The organism is Bacillus cereus group sp. BceL062 (genome assembly GCF_051780025.1).
GTDB lineage: Bacteria > Bacillota > Bacilli > Bacillales > Bacillaceae_G > Bacillus_A > Bacillus_A toyonensis.
This window is the reverse complement of record NZ_JBPWGY010000017.1, coordinates 37,946-59,600: the sequence shown is the minus strand read 5'-3', so window position 1 is coordinate 59,600 and position 21,655 is coordinate 37,946. Positions and strand designations below refer to the sequence as shown.

Here is a 21,655-nt window from a genome sequence, read left to right as displayed (position 1 = left end):
ATTTACAATTAGTTGATGGTCTAGTTTCCTATTGCCTTTTTTAAGCTGTAATACTAGATTTAATAGTTCAAGTACTAAAATACCTACTTGACATCACACCACAGGTCTTTCAATGATTATGTGATTACTTCTGATATTGATCTTTGCAATTTTGGACAAAATAGGTAACTTCTTTTTCAAGTTCTGACTCTTTAAATGTGGAAAAATCAATATCTTTTTTCAATTTTCCTTTTTCATAATAAGCCAGGGAATCTCTTCTTTGTGATAATCCCCAATCATAAGGGTTGCTTGAACCTGGTACATCTTCACGCTTTTCATTCAATTCTTGTATCTGAACTTTTTCTTGCTGCGCTGCTTTTTTTATAATGTGAAGCCAATTTTCTCTTTTCTTCTTAGTGGAATTTAACATAACAAAACCTGTTCCATCCTCACTCATGAACTTCTTCATTTCTAACGGACTAAGTTCCATTACTTCCCCTTTTCCCGAGCTAAAGACAAATGTTGAACCAATACCAATTGCAATTAACAGTCCAACAACAGCGGAAATGATCCACCCTTTACGACTCATGCATGTTCCTCCCTATGTCATATTTTTATAAGCGATTTTGAAGTGTGATGAGACACATTTTAACTTCAACATCTGTCTTTATTTTATAACATTTAAAGGAAAGTGGGATAGAAAATGGAAATATCATTTATGGCTGGAATGACGAACCCTGTATTGGCATGCGTATAGAAACTAACCCCGACCTAGCTTCTATAGGCCCAATACCGCACTACGTATTTTGGCATGAACGTAGAACCTTATGTATCTACTGTTTGTATGGTTCATCGCTTCTTCAGAATGTCAAAATGGGATATTCCTCACGACCACTAGCGCAAACAGATTTTTGATACAATGCATTTCCCAGTGGTCACAGATGAGTTTTACGTTCTTACTCACCTAACGATAATCGTATACCTAACCCCTCTAGTGACCGTCTCAAGGGAGGCACGCATATATATTGAAAGGAAGATATACGCAATATATATCTAAATTGTCAAGGAACAACTTACTTTGTGCTATGTTCTCAGCACACTTCAAAATCGCTTTTTTTATTTACACTTTTGTTTTACGGCTACTAGTTCCGCTTGTTTATGTTTCCTTTTTGCGATCAAGTTTTGATGTTCGTCTCTGACAGAACGCACTTGATAATAAATTTGAGCTACATTTTCAATGCTTCCTGTGTTATTTTCAATTGCGATGGTGCCTTTCAGTTCGTATGTTTTCCCATCAAAAGTTTTGATACTATGAGCTTGTGATGCGGCAATATCATAGAATGTGAGCCTTTGTTCTTTTCCCATATGAACGCCTCCTATTTTTGATAAAGAAGGGAGAAAAACGCTTCTCCCGTGTATAGTTTTCTAGCCATCTAGATAGGATGAAATAGTGAATGAGTGCTTTAGATCATGCTAGGATTGTTGGGTTATACGAGGTTATGATGCGTTGTGCTGCCTCTTTTCCGTATATGTGTTGTAATGCGGATTGAGATTCAACTACGATTGAATGCTGAATGTGGTATGCTGCGCTTTCTTTTAAAAACTGCTCTATATGAGGGATTGGGTACAAATCATATTGATGAAATATCAGGTGAATCGGTCTTATATTCTTGCATTCTGTTAGATATTGAAGAAAATTTGATAAAGCTTCTCCTCTCTCTTGATACGTACTTGTTTCCATTTCTATATTGATATACACAACTGATTTTTGTTTTAAGTCAATCTCAAGAATTTCATAACCAGTTAATAAATCATGTTTGATGATGTGATATCCTTGTTTTCGTTTTTCATGATGTGTATCTTCAAAAAAGATGCCTTTCGGATCAAAAATGAATATAAAATCATCTGTTGTTTCCTGCACACCTTCTATGACCGATTTGTAAGCTCCAAAACGTGCTTTTATGACACCTGCAATCTTTTCCCCTTCATTCGGTTCTTTCAAAGCTCTAATCACTTTTGTGTACTTCTTAGCTATACATAACATGCGTTGCACTCCTTCCTATTTTATTTTCCACTTATGACTAGTACTGAAACTAAAAATACTCTCTCTGCTTCTCTAATTTCTCATGTTTTTCTTGCTGCCCAGCTAAAATTCGTAAAAGTGTATTGATTGTGCCTTGCCTTGTTTCTTTTGCTGCTAAGGCTAACACGCTAAAGATTTGATAGGCCGGATGATCTTTCTTCAATAACTCCCTTAACTCTAAAAGATAGTTATCTTTTTCTTTTGCTTGTTGTACAAATTCCCTAACCTTTTCTAAATCTGAATAGTATAAATCTCCATGTCGTTGATTTAAATACAAAATACTTCCTGCCAATAATTTTGTAGCGGATTCTATCCAGAAATCATACCTTTCTTTCGGCTTGATTACCGTTTGAGCGATTGAAATTGCTTGCATCAATTCTTCAGGCAACAAAGCACTCTTGCGCCGCATAACGTCTTCCTCAAGTTTCCCTAAATTCCCCATTTTATCGACATAGATTTCTGACATCTCATATCATCTCCCTCTTGCTTTCTTATCTCTTGCTCCCTATCCAAAAACAACTGTCCAAATGGGAATTACGAGTATACATGCATTTTGAAATCCGATAGTAAAGCTCAGTGGATTTCCATCTACTTCATTGAAATGAGCTTCATATTCTTTCACATCACAATTGAAATTTTTTATGGTTTCTTACTGCAAATACGGCTTCAAATAAACCAAGTATGATACACGCAAGACCAATCCATTTTATGTATGGATTTTCGGCTTTACCTCCTGTTGTTGGAAGAAACGTTTCGATTTTCTTTGGGGTTTGTTCTAGTTGTGGTTTCATAGCAATCTGTTGTGATTTCTCTATTTGTGGAATGACAGGTTTTCCGATTACTTTTGGTTGGTCTGGTACCTGTGATTGCGGTGCTTCTGCTTGTTCTGGTTGTGGTGTCTCTGGTGTAGGCGGTGTCGATTCCTTCTATTCCTTCACTGTATGCTTAATGAATTCAAAGAATATATTTTAAAAAATAATTATAAAATTGTACCTTTTATAGATTGTTCATTTACAATATAAATGTATAATTATTTTTCATGAAAATAATTCATTCCAACTTTGCTCGATAATATGTTGCCAAAAAAAGCTTTTCGACTGGTTCTCCCAAAAAATCCGATATACTTTTTGCCCGACTAGAAATTAAACCCTTTCTACCCGACTCAACATCATACAATGTACTTACTGGAATTTTAGAACCTTTTGAAACCTCATTAATCGTATAACCTTTTGATTCACGAAATTCTCTTAAAACTGTCAAGTGTCTCACCCCCTATATACAGTTTATTAGTCTTTGAGCCTAAAGTCAACACCTTAAGTTCTTATTATCAACACTTTAAGTGTAATTTTTCCGAAAATCTTATGTTACTATGCAAAATTATATAATTGGAGTGATAAATAAAATGAAAATCGATGAAAATATTGTTGGGAAAAATATAAAAAAATTAAGGGCTATAAAAGGAGTAAGCCGAAAAGAAATGGCCGAAGATTTAAATACTACATATAGAACTGTATCTAGTTGGGAAACTGGAGAAAAAACACCACGCTTAAATAAATTAGAGGAAATTGCTACTTATTTAAATGTCAGTGTCTCTTCTTTATTACAAAAAGAAATTCCGGATGAAGACCTCTTAAAAAGTATTAAAGGTGAAGATCCAGTTGAGCGTTTAGCTAGATTACTCTATGAACGATACATGAGTGTACCAGATAAACATAAACCCCGTATTGAAGAAGAACTATTAAAATATGCTAGCCAATTAAAAGCGCAAGTTGAACAAGAGGAATAGGGAATCTCCTATTCCTCTTGTTCATAGCTCGCACATAAATCCACAATTTCACTAAAAGTTTGTAAATCAATTGTTTTCACAATCTCCAATAATTCATTTACGCTTAATCCCATTCTCCGCATTGTTGCCCCTCCCTTTTTTGCTTTTATATTGTGAAAATTAATACATAAATTTCATAATTCCCCGTCTAGGGATTTATAAAACAGTTTATAAAATCACAAAAGACACCGTTCAAAACGATGTCTTTTGTAAAAATATATATTTTAAATAAAATATGAAAAAATTATCCACCACCGCCGGGATCGACCATCATTCTATACACCATATACTGATTCCCAGAACTTTTAGCTTTTTGGGAGTACTGTTGTGTTTCCATTTTACCTAGTGAACTATTCACTATGGTTAATAACAGTATAGCGGCTACTATTAATACATATAACTTTTTCACCATTTTTTCACCATCCCTTGACAACTAAATTATATTTTCTGCATATTCATCATATATTACTTCAGCAAATTTTACATACAGAAAATCATTATTTACTTTAAACATATCAATAGACTGTTTAATTAAATGTATATCTTGTTTAGCCATTCCCAAGTAACACGTTTGAAGTGGTGTTAACATTTTTCTTTTTGATCTAATTTCTTCAAGTATATTTATTGCTTGTTGATATTTTCCCTTTTTAATTAAAAACAAAGCGTATTCAGCTGGGTGTAATCTATCGAAATCAATTTTATTTAGATCTTTCCACCAAAAGATTCTAATAAAGTTAATATCATTTAGAGCTATATTGTATTTTAAACTACCTTTGGCGCCTTTCAATACATTTAACGCTTCTCGAAAGAAATATAAAGATTTTTTATAATCAGAAAACATAAAGTTTTCTCCACTCCTAATGTTCAACAAAGCTTCCATAACAGGGAAGAAATCAATATCCTTATATGTTCTTAATTCACCATTTTCTATTACAAATTGTAGAGAGTTATTTTTTCTTAATATTGAATAACTCCAAAGTTCTTTTACCCAAAATCCGTATAAACTCTTTAAGAAAGTATTGGTTACTAATTTATCATCTCTAATATTCTTCTCGACTCTTTCCTTATACCCTTGCATTAGTCCAAAATCCCCTAAATCACAAAGAATTAACATACTGAGTATATCACAAAAGATTTCTACATCCGCATTAGAATTTCTAGCTTTTTGGATATTCAAGTACACTTCTCTGACATTTTTACCTTTCAAACGATCAATATATAAATTAAATATATCTGCTAATCGTCTCATTTCTAAATCCTTACTCTCTTTACATATTCCAGCGAGATATTCAATTAATAATACGTGATCGTTCAAATGAGCAAGGGCAAATGCAACTTTAACATTTATGTTTAATCTATCCTCTAAAGTACCTAAATAATCAATTATTTTTTGTTCTTGTTTATCTTTATCATTTTCAAAAACGACATAGGCAATTTTTGCAAATGTATATACAGATATTTCTTTATCCCTGTTAATCCAATTAGAGATAGTAGATTTAGCAACTCCAATTTCTTTTGCAAGATCAGTATATGTTTTGTTTTTAGAAGATAAATAATTATCAATTTCCCTAGATAACTTCTTCATGTATTTTCACCTCGTCTTTTTTCGCGAATATCCAGAAACGTACATATAAGTAAGAAAATTATACCACAGTACCTAGAAACACTTTCTTGCTCAATTGTTAAGTGAATATTCTGATATTTAGGTGAAAATAAATGTGAATTACTTCTATATTTTGTACCTATTCTTCAAATATGAACTTAGAGTGTTGATATTATGTACATACAATTGTAAAATAAAAATAAATTACCTATGAACGAAAGTTTTTTAGAAAACAAAAAAAATAAAACCCCACCGCCCAGTTTTTAATTGGCTTCTAGTTTGGCGACCGGAACCAATTAAAAACTTCTAAGATAGGGTTTTAATTCACACTATAAATATATGTGTTTTTCTTTAGTATCATACTTGATATTAAAATTATATCATAATGCATATACAATGTGAATATAAAACCTCTGTTCTTCCTTTTTATTTACGGTGGGAAAAATAGGAGGTTTTTTCAGTGTTGTTGCGAAACTTTTTGCTTAGTCGAGCAAAAGCGGAACTAAGTCCCCACATCCATCACTTACCCAAAACTCCTGGAGCTATCAATCAAGCAATCAAGAAAATAACTTCTTATATTGATAGTGTTGTCCTAGAGTGTGAAGGTGCTACCACTAAAGATTATCTTACCAAAAAGAAATACGAAGCTTTAGAGACTGTTTTATCTTATTTAGTACAAGAAGGCTATAGTCAAGTTAGACAAGAACACATCAGCAAAAAATCTGGAATTTCAAAACCTATTATTAATTACGTTTTTAATTGGCTGCAAGATTTAGGAGTATGCCAACAAATAAAGGTAAGACGGCATGGAAAGATTGCTCCCTCTGTTTACATCTTAACAATACATATTAACTATTTAAAAATCGTTGAATATTTCAAGATAAAATGGGCTGTAGCAATTGATGTTTGTGCTACTTTTACTAGATTTTTAAAGAACAAAATTAGTAAAAATTCTGATGTAACAGATCTTAAATTTATGCAAAAAAACAATTTTAAACCTTCACCTTCCTTAGATTTTTTTGGCATTGAAGAGCAATCAAAACCTGCTGTCAATCATGAGGAACAAGGAAAAAATAATAGATTACAAGACTTAAATGATTATTTGAGTGAAAATCAGAAAAGAGCGTATTACTACATGTTGAGTCAAGGGCTAACATACCTATCTGAAAGTGATGCATACACAATTGCTTTAAGATTGCCACCGGATATTGATCGCTACACAAGATGGGATTTTGAAGAATGTGTGCAATGGTTCCAGTTTAATAAAGCTGAAAACAGTAATCCTGCACATTTCATAAAAATGTTTAAACAAAAATCTAAACAGAATCAAAATCGTAGAAAACGTAATGCACAAAATACAAGCTCACTCTTAGATACAAATAATACTCACACATTTGTTTTCTACAATTTTTTAGAAGAGCACAATTAAAATCAAAAAAATACAGCTACAAATAGCCTGGCTGAAAAAAACATATACAGCAAGGCTATTTGTAATGTCATCCTATAGTTCTCTATCGCCTTATTGATCTTCAATAAAATAACTTCAAAAATCATATGCATTTTCTATGAATTATAATTATTTTTCTTTTAATTCAACCAAAAAAATTACACCTTAAGAATATAGTACATTAAATTGTTTACTAAACTATTTGCTTAGAAATTTACTAAGAATAAATCTCTAATACCTTGATACACTTAGCGTCACGCGCCAAAAATTAATTTTAATGTTTTTATTTATTTTAATTTCTAAAACAAGATTTATTAAATATAGTACTTTACATCTCTTTGTAACTTTTTAGGGAGGCTTAGCATATCTTCTAAAAGATTCCCTAATTTTTTTATTTAATTTGTCATAATTCATAGTTTAAACACTCGGTTAAACTATGATTCTACCAGTTGGGTAAATGCAGTGGCCTTTTGTATTCATCAAACTGTTCAATAGTATCTAATTAATTTGTTCTAAATTATCTATGTGCTTTTAAAGCTTCGTACGCATTGATTTCACTCTTTAAAATGTATAATAACTTGTTTCATACATTTTCTTAACAACTAATTTCATTATACAAGCGTCTTCGTCCCCCTCTTCCACTATTGTACAGTCTACATTTTGTTCCAACATCTGTTCTATTACTTTTAACGAATCTTAAAATCTCTCATCCTAATCATTATTTGGTAAAGTAAAACTAACGAGACGAAATTTCACTTTAATATGTTTATAGTTTATAGTTTTTACTTTTTTTAAAACAGAATTTATTTACTGTAAGCATCAACAAAATAACATTAAATTTTTCCTTATACTTTTTCTTTCAATATGTTTTAATCACAATTATCCTTGTCAAGTTAATAAACGTCTAGATCTATTACCCCCTTTTCCTCTCATTTCATATCAAATTATTGGTGTATATTATTCAGAAATCTGGTCCATACTAATACAAATGAAACCCTAAATTAAGTTTTTTAACTATAACTATTTAATATTCAAACAACACATTTTACCTCCAAATAATCCTCATTACTTTTCACTTATAAAAATAACCCCGTTTGAGATTCAAAATCTAACAAATAATATCAGTACCTTTTTAAAATTCAAGTAATACATACTATGCAAGCTTTTATACAACAGTAAAACGCTACTTTAACGCATAGCGTTCACATATAAATATAGCTTTTTGTTTGCTTTTTAGACATTTGTAATTAAAAAACAGTACTTAATTGCTAATTCTATTAATGAAAGCTTTGATTCTATTGCAAATATCTAGTAAAATTCTTATATCAGCAACAAACTTCTAATATTAATAGTTAGTTTTAAAATAATTTCCTACTTACATTAATGTTGTATAAATACTTGTTTACTTCCAACAATAAACGCTATTAGAACGAATAGCGTTTATTATTGGAAAAACATTAACGCTAGATGTATAGACTGACTTAATATATAAGTATGTATACAAACACACTGATATGAGTACAAATGATTAGGTGGCTGCCTATAAAAATTTTTACTCTTAAAGGAAAGATCTTTTCAAGAACGAATCAATATCTAACACACAAATAATGGAGGTGTGAAGTTTGGAATATGGATATTTTGCACAAGAAGTAGCAAAACAACTAGATATAAACACCAATACACTTCGCAGATGGTCAATTGAACTAGAAAAAATGGAATATATATTTGAAAGAAATGAGCGTAATCAACGCATTTACTATGAGAATGATATAGATATCTTAAAGCAAATGAAAGAATACTTAAATCAAAACTGGAAACTAGAAGAAGCTGCAACAAGAAGCATGGAAAACACTGAAGAGAACGCTCAGAAAACGGATAGCGTTCATAAAGAAAATGAAGTTCAAGTAACGCTCAGAAAACGTTCAGAAACAGATATTTTGATGATTCAAGAAAAATTCTCTTACATGTTTGAGCAACAAGATAAAATTGTACAGCAGAACCAAGATATCATTAAACTATTATTACAGGAACGCTCAGAAAAAGAAGACAAGGATTTACAGATTCAGTTATTACAAGAAAAACTGGATAAAGCAATTGAACTATTGAATGAAGATCGCCAAGAACAGCAAGATAACACCAAAAAAACGTTCATTCAACGTTTTTTTAATCGAAATTAAATCAGATATTCGTTTTTTATCCAATACATATCTAATTGAGTAAAAAGAAGCGGTAGCTACCGCTTTTTTTTTACTCATCCTCACAACATGAATACGTACTTTTGTAAAAAAAATTTTATAATATGTTTTTTATTTCTTGTTTAATTTTGAGAATGTGCTTTTTTATAACTTATGTTATTAACTCTAACTGGAATAAACAGCCCGTGATAATTGCATGAATCTATGATCATGATGCGAGTATAAGGGCTTATTACTTACAGAAACTTTCTACTGAAATCATCAAAAAGCACGATCTCATTGGTAAAGAATACGTACGATTCAGTGGCATGCTCAAAAATAGAAAACTTGCAAAAGCTCATGGTCACAATTTCAAACAATGTTGGCATATAAAGTAAAGTGGTATGGCAAACAATTAGTTGTAGTTCCAATTGGAACTACAAAAACAAAGATGCTAAAAATCTAACCATTCGCGAGTGAGAATGTCCTTATTGTGGCACACATCATAATAGAAATCGTAACACAGTGCTCAATCTTAGAAATAAAGCAATTCGTCTCTTAACCGTAGGAACTCTGGGGATAGGCCTACTAAATTAGAAACCGTTAGGCTTCTGTACATAGGAATCCCTCACTTCAAACAGTCTGTAAAGATGTTAAGTACTGAGTGGTTCAACATATTTTGCTTAAAGGAATTCCAAGATGACCACAGTTACATATCTTATTGGACCTTTCTTATAAATTCCAAAAACACTCTATATTGCTAATATGAACATGTTAATCCTATTTTCTAAAATTATTTAAGTGTATTCTTTGCCGATTTTTAGGGAGGATTGACTAATCCTCTAATTCTTCAATTATACATAATAAATCCATATAGGAAACCACATGCTTTTTCTAGTACTCTTTAATTCATTTTGCCAGATTAGATTTTTTATATAAATTGTCATCAATCACAGCATTCATTATTACTAAATCCTACGCGTTATAAACGCTATTAATAAAGACCATATCTTTACTTCTAAAATTTCTTTAGTTCCTTAAAGGAAAAGTATTATATTAATGCACTGAATCTCTAGTGAATGCTATGCGTTCACCATTTACAAAACGTTAATTTAACGTTTTGTAAGCGCTCATCTCGTTTTTTTCGTATTGTATTAAACTACTTGCCATTTAATATCCTTACAGCTTGTTTCGGGTTCAAAACACTAAACACAGAAAATCTTCCATTCTCTAATTTGTTAGGTCGCTATCACATCGCTCTTATGATTTAAAGATATGTACCACAAGAAGAACACGCCCATTAATGTCTATGTTTCCGTAATCATACTTCGAACATAGTCAGCTAACATCTTCTGTTTTTAAATGTAACAACTACTTTTTTGTCATACCACTTCGCTTTAAATTCTTCATAACATATATATAACATTGTGAAGCTCTATACTTCATTTAGTCAGGATCGTTATTATAACGTTCATTAGTTATTACAACATAGAAACATACAACTTTATTATTGGGCTATTAATTGATACACCTGTTATCAGATTTTATATATTGCTTTAGCATAAATTGCGTCCTTTAAACAACACGGAATATTGATATTAAAGGGATAGACGCTAAAATAACGGGTAGCGTTCACGTTAAAACACTCGATAACATTTAAGTTAAAAACAATTTCAGTATAACCACAACTACATATCTTTTTGTCCTTTCTTATTGATTCCAAAGATACTCCATATATCCCCAGCCTACTTTAATATATTTGTCAGATTGTATTTGTTATATTAAGTGTAGCATTCAATTAAGATACATCTTAAGATCTGTAATAATAAAACAGCATTATACAATCGCAGCATTCATTATTACTAATTCATACGTGTTATGAGCACTGTTAAATAAAACATATCTATTCTAAAATCACATGATACCTTTAGATGTAAATATCTCTAAAAGTATCATATTAATGAACCGAATTCCTTGTAAACGCTATGCGTTCACGTTTCACAAAAGCGTTAAATTAACGTTTCTCAAGCGCTCATCCTATTTTATTTCTTCCTAATGTATTAAACATCTTGCGCCTCAAACATTCTTACAGGCTGTTTGAGGCGCAAGATCACTAAGTAAAATGAAACTCCATTTCTTAATTTGTTAGATGACTATTCTCGTAATTCTTACGCTTTATAAATGAACCACTTCGTTTTTATGATATAAACTTTTGTTAATACCTTTATCATAATGTGTGTTATAAGAAGGAAACTCTCATTAACATCTATAACACGGATAAACTTAGGGAATTTCTTAAAATATACCCTTGGAAGATTACACTTTGCTTCTTGCAAGTTGATTCCTGTTTAAAGAATTTAATACGATATATTTTCACTTCATTTAGTTGAAATTGTTATTATAACATTCAGTACTATTTATAAAACACCTAATATATTTATAGATATATTTTAGATTGTTTTTATCATTTAAATGGAACAAAACATCATTTAAATACTTATTTTATTAATTGATACGTCAGTTATGAGTAACGCTCTTTAAACAACTCCTAACGTTGCAGTTAAAGGATTAGTCGGTGGAATAACGGATAGCGTTCATGTGACAATAAACACTAAAATAACACTTCAATAACGTTTAGATTTTATAAGAATCCTGATCCCTTAAAATATCCACTTAACCTTTATAGATTAAAGTTAGGATTAATATTTTAAATTTATAACGTCTTCGATTTGGTGACATCATTTAAAAGAATAGTTGCTTAAAAATAGCATTCTCAAAATTATTGCATAAGTTTTATCAATTTCTGACAAAGGACTTCTTCCTCAAAAATGTGAAGGTGAGAGATGCATACCGATTGGCTTGTTACGATATACTTGTACAGATTGCTTTTTTACGAATACTTTAGATAGGATGTTGGTTGCAAAAAACTGATTGCAATTGTAAAAGCTTCAACGTTCTATCGTCCCACACTTGACGAAATTACGAAAACCAAGATAAAGCAGGAATCTTATATATTAAATAGGTCGCAACATTGTTAAATGGGCGTAGTTCAATGTTAATAGTATTCTCATATTAAATACATCTTATGCAAAAAATGATTAGTAGTGTTAAAAATATATTTTGATAGCAACATGACCGTTTTTATACCGTTCATGAAACCCACAATGTATGATAGTAACTTTCATTACATTCATAAATATGAATTATACTTTTTTCTATTTCTTTATAACTGTACTGTAAAGTTAAGAAATGAATTGATTTGTTTTTTAGTTAACCTTAGATTAATATATCTATTATGATATAAGAATAAAAAATTCATTCGCAAAACTTCTAAAATAAGTGACTAGAAGCATGCGATCAGATACAACTATAACTTTCTCCTCATTCCATTTTGCTTTGGATTCCAACATTCTTAAAAATTGTATCTAAGATAATTCAAAAATTATTGCCTTCTTTATGCTACATATGCCAGTTCGAAGAATCTTTCGTTCTTCTGAAAAGAATACGCCTTGCTTTTGCTAGCTAGTTTCTACTGTCCGAACGAATTTAGTTTTTTTATAAATAGAAAAATTCTTTAATTCCTAATCACATATCATTTCCAACAGAAGTCCCAACTTTCATTAATTCTTTTATGTACCGTCTAACAGTTATACTAGATCATGACCTTCGCAAACTACGTTCTACTATAGATATTTTTGTTTGGACTAGAGTTATTCAATTCAAAAAAGCATATGCTTACGTCTACCGTACTCCTCTCCGAACTATGTTTGATATTCCACATCTTCATATGTTTAAGAAAAGAAGCTTCTTTTAAATTGCAATCATATTATCTCTTAGCCAAAGTTTCTGCTCTCCCCATCAAAAACATCGAATTAATAACTATATAAATATGCCATTAAAAATTGATTCAAGAACGCCCCATCACCAAATAACAACGCCTAAATAACACTTCTAAAACGTTCATAAAATAAAACTTTTGCATTTACTTCAACTTAAGAAACTTAAATATATACTCCAAGAAGAATATCAGATGATATAAAATTTTTGTTAAAGAATTTAGTATCTTATCATACAATTTTAGAGTTAATTTCAAAAACAAAACAAGAACAATAAAGGTTATTCATTGTCTATTTAAATATCTTACTTTTAAACTTTAAAGCAGCCTTCCCACGATTAGTATAATTGATTCTCCGTGAACGCTATGCGTTCACGGAGAATCAATTACTACATTCCTACTAAAAAACAATAAAAGTATGCAAACCGAACAACACCTTAGATATATACCCAATTCCAAATCTTATTATATTAATTGCTTCAGAAAGAAGTTTTACTTTTAAAAGTATGTTACCAATGGATTTCCTAAAAACACCTTTTCAACATAGCTTTATATTGCCACTATGATCTAAGTATGTAGAAACTATTATGATATCTATGTCATTATTTATATAGAAATATTTCAATTGAATTTCTTTTCAACATATACCAAACTACTTTTTTTAATATCGAACTCGAAAATTAAATTTATAGATTTTATCATTTCGTACACTTTTTTCTCTTTAAAATCCACTTTAAATGTTGCTATTACAATGTTTAACGCTTTGAAAACGCCTAGTGTTCATCTGCTAAGTTCGCCAAGTAAACACCATAATAACGTTTGTTTAGCAAATATATATGAATCTGTAATCAATCCTGTTCAATTTTTATATTCAAATCAAATTTCATAGATTCTCTATTCTTTTAAAGGAGTGCTACAGATACAAATAGAACATATACAACAAAAATACATACTCAAGATATTTTTTCTACATATTACACTTGATATGTAGAGGGTTCATTTGCATACTACTTTTTTAGTCTTTTTGTTATAGATATCATCAAAATAGCCAAAAACAAACTTATATAAAAAAGATCTCAATTTAAAACCGTCTTTCAATGCGTTATTACACAAAAAAACATCTAAACTTCCAATCTCATTTCCTTATCAGCAACTTGTTTATAAAAAACATTAAAAATGTTGATTTAAAGGGGTTTAACGCATTAAAAACGCCTAGCGTTCACACGATATCAAACACCGAAATAACACTTTTATAACGTTTATTGGGCTAACCATTTTTACTATTCAAGTATGTATAAGTCATATTCGCAATTAATCTTATTTGCATTCTAATTTTCTTTCTCTCGATTAAAATGTATACCTCATTCCACTAGATATCCCTTGGATTCCCGAAATATATCATCAATAGTCTATCCATAAATCACAAAAATAACTTGATATTTAAAAAGACATCTTCGACAAATGTATCCCTCCCGCCAATAACACACTTTATATATTCTAGATATATTTAAAATATATCTAGAATATATAAAGTGTCAAAACCGCCCAGAAATAACTCGAATATATTAATTAAACATCTAATTTATATCCAAATTATATTTATTTTATATTTTTATTATATTTATTCTTCAAAAACCTTATAAAATCCTTGTCGATAAGGATTTTATAGGTTATAATATATTTATTAGATATAAATTAGAAATAAAATTCCTAGAGGTGATGTATAATGGCAAGTTTAAAAGGAAAAACTCTTCATATAGACATAGAAGGTGATATTGGAAACGATTCGTTTAAAGGTTACATCAATGGTGAATACATAAAAATGAAAAATGTATATCAAAGTGTCTACTCAATGCCTAATGTTACTGAGACAAACATCCAAAAAAACGTGGTTAATTTAGTAGATAATATGTTCGTGAATATTGCTAGTAAATCAATTCGAAGATCTGGAATGTATTTCATTGGTAATCGTGCGATGTTAACAGGGAAAAACCCTAAAAACATGAACATTAAAGTAGGTCAAAAATATAATGATGATTTACCACTAATTAATATGCTAGGATTAATTGCAAACAAATCTGTTCAACTTGAATGGGAACACACAGAACAACTACCACAATCAATCAATGTGACTGTTGACCTTATTTCAGCTATCCCAGCAAGCCAATGGACACCCGTAAACGCTAAACATTTAGAACAACGTTTTACTAATTCAAATCATGTTGTAGTGGTTTATGTAGGAGAAGAGCAAGTAACAGTTAGCTTAACATTTAATAGTGCTAACATTACACAAGAGGGTGTTCCTCCGTTATTTGCAATTCTTGAAGGGGAAGAGGAGATGTTTACTGATTTCACTAAACTATATGCAAAAAAACTTGAAATCAAAAAAATTGACGGCTCTTTCTTTAAAAACAAAAAGATTTTGCATTCTGATATTGGGGACGGAACAACTGAGTATATCTACACAGTGGGCGTCAATCCAGTAATTGATGCTTGTAGCGGTGAAAGACGAGGTGTCGGTCATGCTACAGAAGAAGCTGTAAAATTATTAAATCAAGAACGCGGAACAAACATTAAACGCCAACAATTCTCTCAAATTCTTCAGGATATAGATCATAAATACCATGAAGAGGCAACAACACACTTTAATATTACAAAAGTGGAACAAGCAGAACTAATCCTAGAAGATACAGATGAAAAATATGTAAACAATACAGCCAGTGAAGCTGAAGTATTATGTGTGTATGGTGGGGGAAGTATTACTTTTAAAGATGAATTATATACTCAATTATTAGAGTATTGTGAGCGAGTTGGAATGTACTTATTATGGATTCCGGAGAAATACGCTGTAGATATGAATGCTAAGGGGATGCAAATTATCAAGAAAATTCTTTCTCGAAAAAAGGTGAAATAGTATGTCCGACAAAAAAAGAGAGTCCTTCTTCTGGAACCTCAAGAAGATTGAGAATGAAGAATTCTTTAAATGGTTCGAGTCACAAAGCAATATAGCCGATTCTTTATATAAACTTGTATGTTATTTTATTGATAAACACGGATTACAAGACGTGGCTGACTATAAGATACAGCAACAAATGCAAAAAGAAATTTTACTTCAAGATAAAGATTTTTTAAATGATGTTAAGCGTATACTATTAAATAATTCAAATCTTACTATTCAAAAAGAAAACCAAGCAAATGAAGAAGAGGCAGCAGATCAAAATAAAATAGTCTCATCTCTTGAAAAAAACTCTACTCCTAAAGATACACATATAGAAAATGAATCAACAACTGAAAAAGCGGTACTAAAAGATGAATATGAAGACCTGGATACAGCCAATTTATTTGGTAACTAGCGTTATGCATCCATAATAAAAAAGAGTCCCTAAAATAGGGACTCTTTTTTATTATGAATGCAAGCTTTTTCTACATCTTATCAATAATAATTTGTCTTTTATACCACTGAGTTAATTTATCTTTAGCCGTGCTTGAAAGGCGTTTTGTTTTCTTATTATAGAACCTAGAAAGGGTAGGTTGTGATATACCTATTTCTTTTGAAAGATCTCGCATTGTTATATTTTTATTCATATGGAAGAATGATATTTTTTCTCTAATTGAATTTTCATACTCATCAACATCTAAATTGTTATTTTCTATTTTCACAGAAGACTCTTCTTGTATGATATCTACTGTTTTTTTCTTCACTATTTTTTCTATCGAATTCATTAATTCTTTCGGCGGTAAAATTATTATACCTAACTGAGCATAATAGTTCTTAAACCAATTCTTCTTTGTTAACATTTCCTCTTTTAAATCTTCACTGTACTCCCAATGTGATATTACCTTTTCCTTCTCTAAATCAATAAGAACATTTTCTAACTGTTCACGAATACGATTTGGCTTTTGATTTTGATTTACACCCATGACTGCCAGTAAACCCTTATCTCCTCCTATAGAGTAAGGCCTTTTTAAACTAGAGAACATTTGACGAATTCTCCATTGCCAAGTTAAATAACGAATCAATCTCTTATGATATTTATGTCTATAACTATTATATTCCAATGCTTTTTTTGATAACAGTGCCGTTGTACTACTAGAACCATATAAATAACTTGATAAGAAGCTCCCTGGCTTAATCCTGCAAGATTCTATCCCCATATATTCGTTAGTGTTATTATCTCTCCAGAGCACCACGGAATCTAATACAAAAAGCCTCTTAATAACTTCTCGCTTTACTTCATAATGTTTACCTGCTTCCGCTCGATCATTTAATACAACTACCTCATTATCATCATTTAAATAGATAAAAATACTTGCTAAGGCAGCAATACGTTTGGCAACCTTTATTTTATCTTCTGCTCGATAATATTCTGTGTTATTAGCCTTTGCTTTCGGTATGCTACACATTTCTAATACCTGATTATATGAAAAGTCTATAAATTCATCAGGGGACTTTGCCTCATTTAACCATTGTATAGTAATTGCATCTAGACAGTCAGCAGTTAAATCATCCATATTACTCATTACACCATCAACCAATGTATTCCAACGAGCGGCTTCTTCAATATTTATTAATCTTAAATCTTCATCTTTATGTGAAGAAAGTTGTGCAACTCCACTACTATCTTTCGTTTCAATTGGATACGATTTCAACTTTGTATTTTCATCTTCTTCAAATTGATTCTTTGCTATACCATCTCTTAATTTATAATAAACCGCAGAATTATTTACTTCATAATAATTCTCGTGCTCTAAACCTGTATTAGATTCCTTTGGTTCCTGCAAGGTTTCATTTTTATATCTTGAAAACTCTTGCTCCACAAATAAGCCTATCGCCACATCAATTTCAGTTTGGTAAGTTTCTATATTAGTGAATATTTCCAAAGAGGAGATTCCCTTTTTTTGCTGCTGTTCAAGCCACTGTACAAGCATTGAAAATGATGGAGATAAATAGTCCGACGTTACGATCCTACTAGTATCTTCCTTAACTTCTAAGTAATAAGCATTCCATTTATGCCACACTTGTTCATTATGCTTATAGATAGGTGCTGATATTACTAATGCATCTTTAAACAATTGTAGAACATTATCCATATACATCCTTCTCCTTATTTAATTTCCATTTGAGAATGATTTAAACTTAAATCTATATAGCCTTATGATGTTCCTATTCATGAAAATAAAAAAGAATACAGTAAGTTCTATCCAACCATCCCTTAGTGATAATCTAGCACGTATGCTTATAACCACCTCTTTTACTGATTATACAAGACTGTATCCATTTGGAAAAGGTATGACGTTATAAGAAACCTAATATTTTTCAAGGCATTAGCTGAAACATGAAATTCTTTTGCTATATCATGTCCCTTTTGAGTAAACATGAAAAAGCTAGGTTATTCATGCTTTAACAGTCCCTTTTTATATATGGTAAAACTCATTAAAGTTTGCATACAAAGTGAAAATCTATAGCGATATCATGTCCCTTTTGACTAAAACATGAAAAAAATCCACTCTTAAATGTTTCATGAGATTAAACTATATTTTTTTTTTGTAATCCTTTCTATCCTTGATACAAAAGGGGGTCTTCTATATTCAAGGTATGAAACAAGAAAATTCATAGCGGTATCATGTCCCTTTCTCGTTTCATAAATCCACTAAAACCCCCTATATACCCTGCATTTATACAACATCTTCTCAAATTTCAGGGATATATGGAACATGAAAAATTCTAGCGGTATCATGTCCCTTTTTATCTGAAAAGATGAAACACTCCTAGCGGTATCACGTTCCTTTTATAAATACTAAATTTCATATAAATCCCTTTAATATCAATGTCTATCAACGATTCCCATGTGAATTCTAATAAATAGAAACATGAAAATTCACAGCCTTATCATGTCCCTTATATTTTTATAAAAATAAGCTTCAAATCCCATTAGAGCAAAGTTTATTAGCGGTTTATAACTCATTTTCTTGTTTATTCAAAACATGAAAATCCATAGTGATATCATGTCCATAAAAAAAATAGAACAAATCCTTAAACCCCTTGATATGAAAGGGATTAACGTACATTTCATTTTTTCATGTTCGCTCTTAAAGGGGCCCATTTCATCCGATTTTGATTTGCTATAATTAAAATCGGTATATTTTATATTGTACGGATATGTATATTTTAATTTGTATAGGAGGTGAAAAAGATGAGCAAATCATTTGTTATTCGTAATCAACGTAGTCTAAATGGACAATCTACTAATGCAGTTATAGTTACATTAAAATCTTGGCAAGCACTTGTTGATGCATTAGAAGGAAAATACTATAGCTATAAAGATACATACCTTGAAGATATTATTAATCAAATGTCGTACGAAGAACGTATTGCGGATATCGATGGATTTGTTGCACAAGCAAAGCCATCTTTTTCACGACATACTATTTCAAAGACAATGGGAAGAAAACATAAATTGTACGGTATTACAAATGCAGATCTTGAAGTATTTCTTTACCTACATAAAAAATGCTATACGAATGGTATTATTCCAAACGTAACAGTACATATGCTTTGGGAAGACTATAAACAATACAAAGAAGAATTGGCATGTATACAGCATTCTCAATTCTATATTGCATTAAGAAAATTAAGCCTACATAACATTATTACGATTGAAAATGAATTAGATAGTCGATACACAATTAAAATAAATCATTTTATGAATGAAGAAACAGAAAAAGCAAATCCTTATGTTTACATTAGTCCTATAGTCTTTACAAAGGCTTTCTTTGAACTTTCAATAGCATCTAAGAAGCTATTCTTAGATATTGCTATGCAACAGCATAGAGAAACTACATTAAAACGTTCTTTAGACAAACAGGATGAAAGGGGTAATCAGACTCACTTTGGTGGGATGTACCGCTTTTTACATAAGAAGTATCCACATCAGATTCGTGCAGTTATGAAAGAACTAACCACTGTATTATCTTGTACAGGGACTCCACTATTCAAAATCTGTAAACTACAAAAAGGGGTTCAAAACAAGAAAAAATACACGACTTTATTTTTATCTATTCATGCAGACTTCTTGTGTGGAAAAGAAGCAGGGGAACTACAGTATCGTGATCCTTTTACTCCAAAGGTTACGTATGCCCGTAAGGCTCGATTTATTGAATCTACACTACAAGAAATGCATATTGGGGAATTTACACGAGACATGAATAAATTTATTCATGTACTTAAAAATACCTGTCATCGACAAATTCGTAGTGTAATACATAGTTTGCGTGACATGATTGATCGCACTGAAAAATATCCAAGTAAATTAGTATATACATTGAAAAAATTACTAAATCAAACATCACAGTATCATATTCTTGATACCGCAGCTAAAGAAGGGATTTATCCTCTTATTACACAGCACGTCCCAGCAAAACAAAAAGAACAAGCTATATTTGATTTCGGATTGCATTTCTCTATGTACTCTCGTCGAAGTATCAAGAAGCTGTTCCGTAAAACATTTGAGTTATTAAAGTACAAATTTGCCGTGCCTGTTACAGAGGAATCTTACCATCGTAATTATCTAAGATATCAAGAAGAAACATTATTTAGAAAATACGCTTATGAACAAGGTGCAAATCTAAATGCTTATATGGCGCTAGAAATAGAAATGCGTGAACTTCTAAAAGCTAAAGGACATAAAGAACGCATTATTCCTAGTGATGTACGTGAATTGTTCATTGAAAAGATAGATAAATTACCAAAAGAAAAGCTACGAGTAATTGAAGTACCTGGTAGCATAAATTTAATTACCTTTATACGTGCCTTGGAACAGTTGCTACGTGCTGGAATTCAAGTAACATCAACTGAACAGGTATTAAAAGTAATGGAAGAAATGTAATCATTTTCAGCTCTCTATATTTGAAAAAAATCAAAGTAGAGGGCTATTCGTGTTGGCTCTATCATTCAAAGTCTTTCTATTAGATACGTTTATATACTTTTCTAAAAGATTCTATTGAAAATAGAATCTTTTTTTATGCACTTCTATACAATAAATGTTATTCATCATTCTTAATTTCCACACTAGTAACTTGAAAATACATCCAATTCTTATATAAATAGAGAATTTATTCTACATAAAATCATAAGAAAAAGAATATTTTTAGTGGATATGTTTATAAAAAGTATCATTTGTGAATAAAAGTATCATACTATTGTTGCTATATAAGGATTCTATAAGTAAATCTACTAAATTTCATCAAGTATTATGTGATTAAATATGAATAACTGAATTAAGTGGATTAAATAGTGATCAATGTGTATAGATTGTGTACAGATGACTATAAATTGGGGACAAATATCGAGAATATCTTCTTATTTACAAATGAATAAATATACTTATTACTGAATTATTTTCCTTCATTTTTTATGTAGGAATAGTGGTATCATTTTATGATTTTATGTAGAAAAGATAGTACAACAAAGTCTATTTTTACACTCCCATTACATACCATTTATGATTTTTTACAGTAGGACATGTTAAAAACATTGTCATAGCAAGCTTTATTCTATATTTTATGAACCTATATAAGTTTTATCTTTATATTTTTAATATATATAAGATATATATTTATATAAGATTTTAAGAAAAAGGAGAATATTTCAGATAGAATGGGGACAACAAATATATTTTTAAATACAAAAATTATTTATATTATATATAC

At 30.5% G+C, this 21,655-nt stretch carries 13 protein-coding genes and 2 pseudogenes; 7 read left to right on the top strand and 8 right to left on the bottom strand.

Annotated features, from left to right (window positions below; genetic code table 11):
• Positions 1 to 124: 124 nt before the first annotated feature.
• From ACS2MN_RS28355 to ACS2MN_RS28330, 6 genes and pseudogenes are all read right to left on the bottom strand, one after another.
• Complete coding sequence (locus ACS2MN_RS28355; protein WP_000087510.1) at positions 125 to 568, bottom strand: hypothetical protein; 444 nt, start codon at positions 566 to 568, stop codon at positions 125 to 127.
• A 527-nt stretch (positions 569 to 1,095) separates the two neighbouring features.
• Positions 1,096 to 1,344 carry a hypothetical protein gene (locus tag ACS2MN_RS28350; RefSeq protein ID WP_346994962.1) on the bottom strand — a complete coding sequence of 83 codons (249 nt, stop codon included), beginning with the start codon at positions 1,342 to 1,344 and terminating at the stop codon, positions 1,096 to 1,098.
• Positions 1,345 to 1,447: 103 nt separating this feature from the next.
• On the bottom strand, positions 1,448 to 2,023 hold the full coding sequence (locus tag ACS2MN_RS28345; RefSeq protein ID WP_346994961.1) for a hypothetical protein: 576 nt from the start codon (positions 2,021 to 2,023) through the stop codon (positions 1,448 to 1,450).
• Positions 2,024 to 2,072: 49 nt separating this feature from the next.
• The gene (locus tag ACS2MN_RS28340) at positions 2,073 to 2,528 is read right to left on the bottom strand and encodes a hypothetical protein (RefSeq protein ID WP_346994960.1); all 456 of its coding nucleotides are present in this window, start codon (positions 2,526 to 2,528) and stop codon (positions 2,073 to 2,075) included.
• A 157-nt stretch (positions 2,529 to 2,685) separates the two neighbouring features.
• Positions 2,686 to 3,018: pseudogene (locus tag ACS2MN_RS28335) on the bottom strand (adhesin); the annotation flags it as partial.
• Positions 3,019 to 3,112: 94 nt separating this feature from the next.
• Positions 3,113 to 3,322 carry a helix-turn-helix domain-containing protein gene (locus tag ACS2MN_RS28330; protein WP_000217388.1) on the bottom strand — a complete coding sequence of 70 codons (210 nt, stop codon included), beginning with the start codon at positions 3,320 to 3,322 and terminating at the stop codon, positions 3,113 to 3,115.
• Between the two features lie 142 nt (positions 3,323 to 3,464).
• On the opposite strand from ACS2MN_RS28330, the gene ACS2MN_RS28325 reads away from it, so the two are divergent.
• Positions 3,465 to 3,848, top strand: a complete 384-nt coding sequence (locus ACS2MN_RS28325) for a helix-turn-helix domain-containing protein (protein ID WP_346994959.1) — start codon at positions 3,465 to 3,467, stop codon at positions 3,846 to 3,848.
• A gap of 472 nt (positions 3,849 to 4,320) precedes the next feature.
• Here the strand turns inward: ACS2MN_RS28325 and ACS2MN_RS28320 are convergent, their stop codons facing one another.
• Positions 4,321 to 5,472 carry an AimR family lysis-lysogeny pheromone receptor gene (locus tag ACS2MN_RS28320; protein ID WP_346994958.1) on the bottom strand — a complete coding sequence of 384 codons (1,152 nt, stop codon included), beginning with the start codon at positions 5,470 to 5,472 and terminating at the stop codon, positions 4,321 to 4,323.
• A gap of 478 nt (positions 5,473 to 5,950) precedes the next feature.
• Here ACS2MN_RS28320 and ACS2MN_RS28315 point away from each other — a divergent pair, with 478 nt between their 5' ends.
• From ACS2MN_RS28315 to ACS2MN_RS28295, 5 genes and pseudogenes are all read left to right on the top strand, one after another.
• Positions 5,951 to 6,919: a Replicase RepFR55 gene (locus ACS2MN_RS28315; RefSeq protein WP_346994957.1), complete on the top strand. Its 969-nt coding sequence runs from the start codon at positions 5,951 to 5,953 to the stop codon at positions 6,917 to 6,919.
• 1,640 nt (positions 6,920 to 8,559) lie between these two features.
• Complete coding sequence (locus ACS2MN_RS28310) at positions 8,560 to 9,114, top strand: MerR family transcriptional regulator (RefSeq protein ID WP_098640988.1); 555 nt, start codon at positions 8,560 to 8,562, stop codon at positions 9,112 to 9,114.
• A 179-nt stretch (positions 9,115 to 9,293) separates the two neighbouring features.
• Positions 9,294 to 9,708: pseudogene (locus ACS2MN_RS28305) on the top strand (zinc ribbon domain-containing protein); the annotation flags it as partial.
• A gap of 4,964 nt (positions 9,709 to 14,672) precedes the next feature.
• Positions 14,673 to 15,860: a ParM/StbA family protein gene (locus tag ACS2MN_RS28300; protein ID WP_346994956.1), complete on the top strand. Its 1,188-nt coding sequence runs from the start codon at positions 14,673 to 14,675 to the stop codon at positions 15,858 to 15,860.
• Position 15,861: 1 nt separating this feature from the next.
• Complete coding sequence (locus ACS2MN_RS28295; protein ID WP_346994955.1) at positions 15,862 to 16,299, top strand: hypothetical protein; 438 nt, start codon at positions 15,862 to 15,864, stop codon at positions 16,297 to 16,299.
• Positions 16,300 to 16,369: 70 nt separating this feature from the next.
• Here ACS2MN_RS28295 and ACS2MN_RS28290 read toward each other — a convergent pair whose 3' ends face one another.
• Positions 16,370 to 18,037 (bottom strand): helix-turn-helix domain-containing protein, encoded by a 1,668-nt coding sequence (locus ACS2MN_RS28290; protein ID WP_346994954.1) that lies wholly within the window; start codon positions 18,035 to 18,037, stop codon positions 16,370 to 16,372.
• 1,103 nt (positions 18,038 to 19,140) lie between these two features.
• Here ACS2MN_RS28290 and ACS2MN_RS28285 point away from each other — a divergent pair.
• Positions 19,141 to 20,832: a hypothetical protein gene (locus ACS2MN_RS28285; RefSeq protein WP_346994953.1), complete on the top strand. Its 1,692-nt coding sequence runs from the start codon at positions 19,141 to 19,143 to the stop codon at positions 20,830 to 20,832.
• Positions 20,833 to 21,655 lie beyond the last annotated feature (823 nt).

Coding starts and splice junctions, on each gene's coding strand:
- ACS2MN_RS28300 (WP_346994956.1), top strand. CDS start 14,673: ATGGCAAGTTTAAAAGGAAAAACTCTTCATATAGACATAGAAGGTGAT.
- ACS2MN_RS28295 (WP_346994955.1), top strand. CDS start 15,862: ATGTCCGACAAAAAAAGAGAGTCCTTCTTCTGGAACCTCAAGAAGATT.
- ACS2MN_RS28355 (WP_000087510.1), bottom strand. CDS start 568: ATGAGTCGTAAAGGGTGGATCATTTCCGCTGTTGTTGGACTGTTAATT.
- ACS2MN_RS28320 (WP_346994958.1), bottom strand. CDS start 5,472: ATGAAGAAGTTATCTAGGGAAATTGATAATTATTTATCTTCTAAAAAC.
- ACS2MN_RS28290 (WP_346994954.1), bottom strand. CDS start 18,037: ATGGATAATGTTCTACAATTGTTTAAAGATGCATTAGTAATATCAGCA.
- ACS2MN_RS28350 (WP_346994962.1), bottom strand. CDS start 1,344: ATGGGAAAAGAACAAAGGCTCACATTCTATGATATTGCCGCATCACAA.
- ACS2MN_RS28340 (WP_346994960.1), bottom strand. CDS start 2,528: ATGTCAGAAATCTATGTCGATAAAATGGGGAATTTAGGGAAACTTGAG.
- ACS2MN_RS28285 (WP_346994953.1), top strand. CDS start 19,141: ATGAGCAAATCATTTGTTATTCGTAATCAACGTAGTCTAAATGGACAA.
- ACS2MN_RS28345 (WP_346994961.1), bottom strand. CDS start 2,023: ATGTTATGTATAGCTAAGAAGTACACAAAAGTGATTAGAGCTTTGAAA.
- ACS2MN_RS28325 (WP_346994959.1), top strand. CDS start 3,465: ATGAAAATCGATGAAAATATTGTTGGGAAAAATATAAAAAAATTAAGG.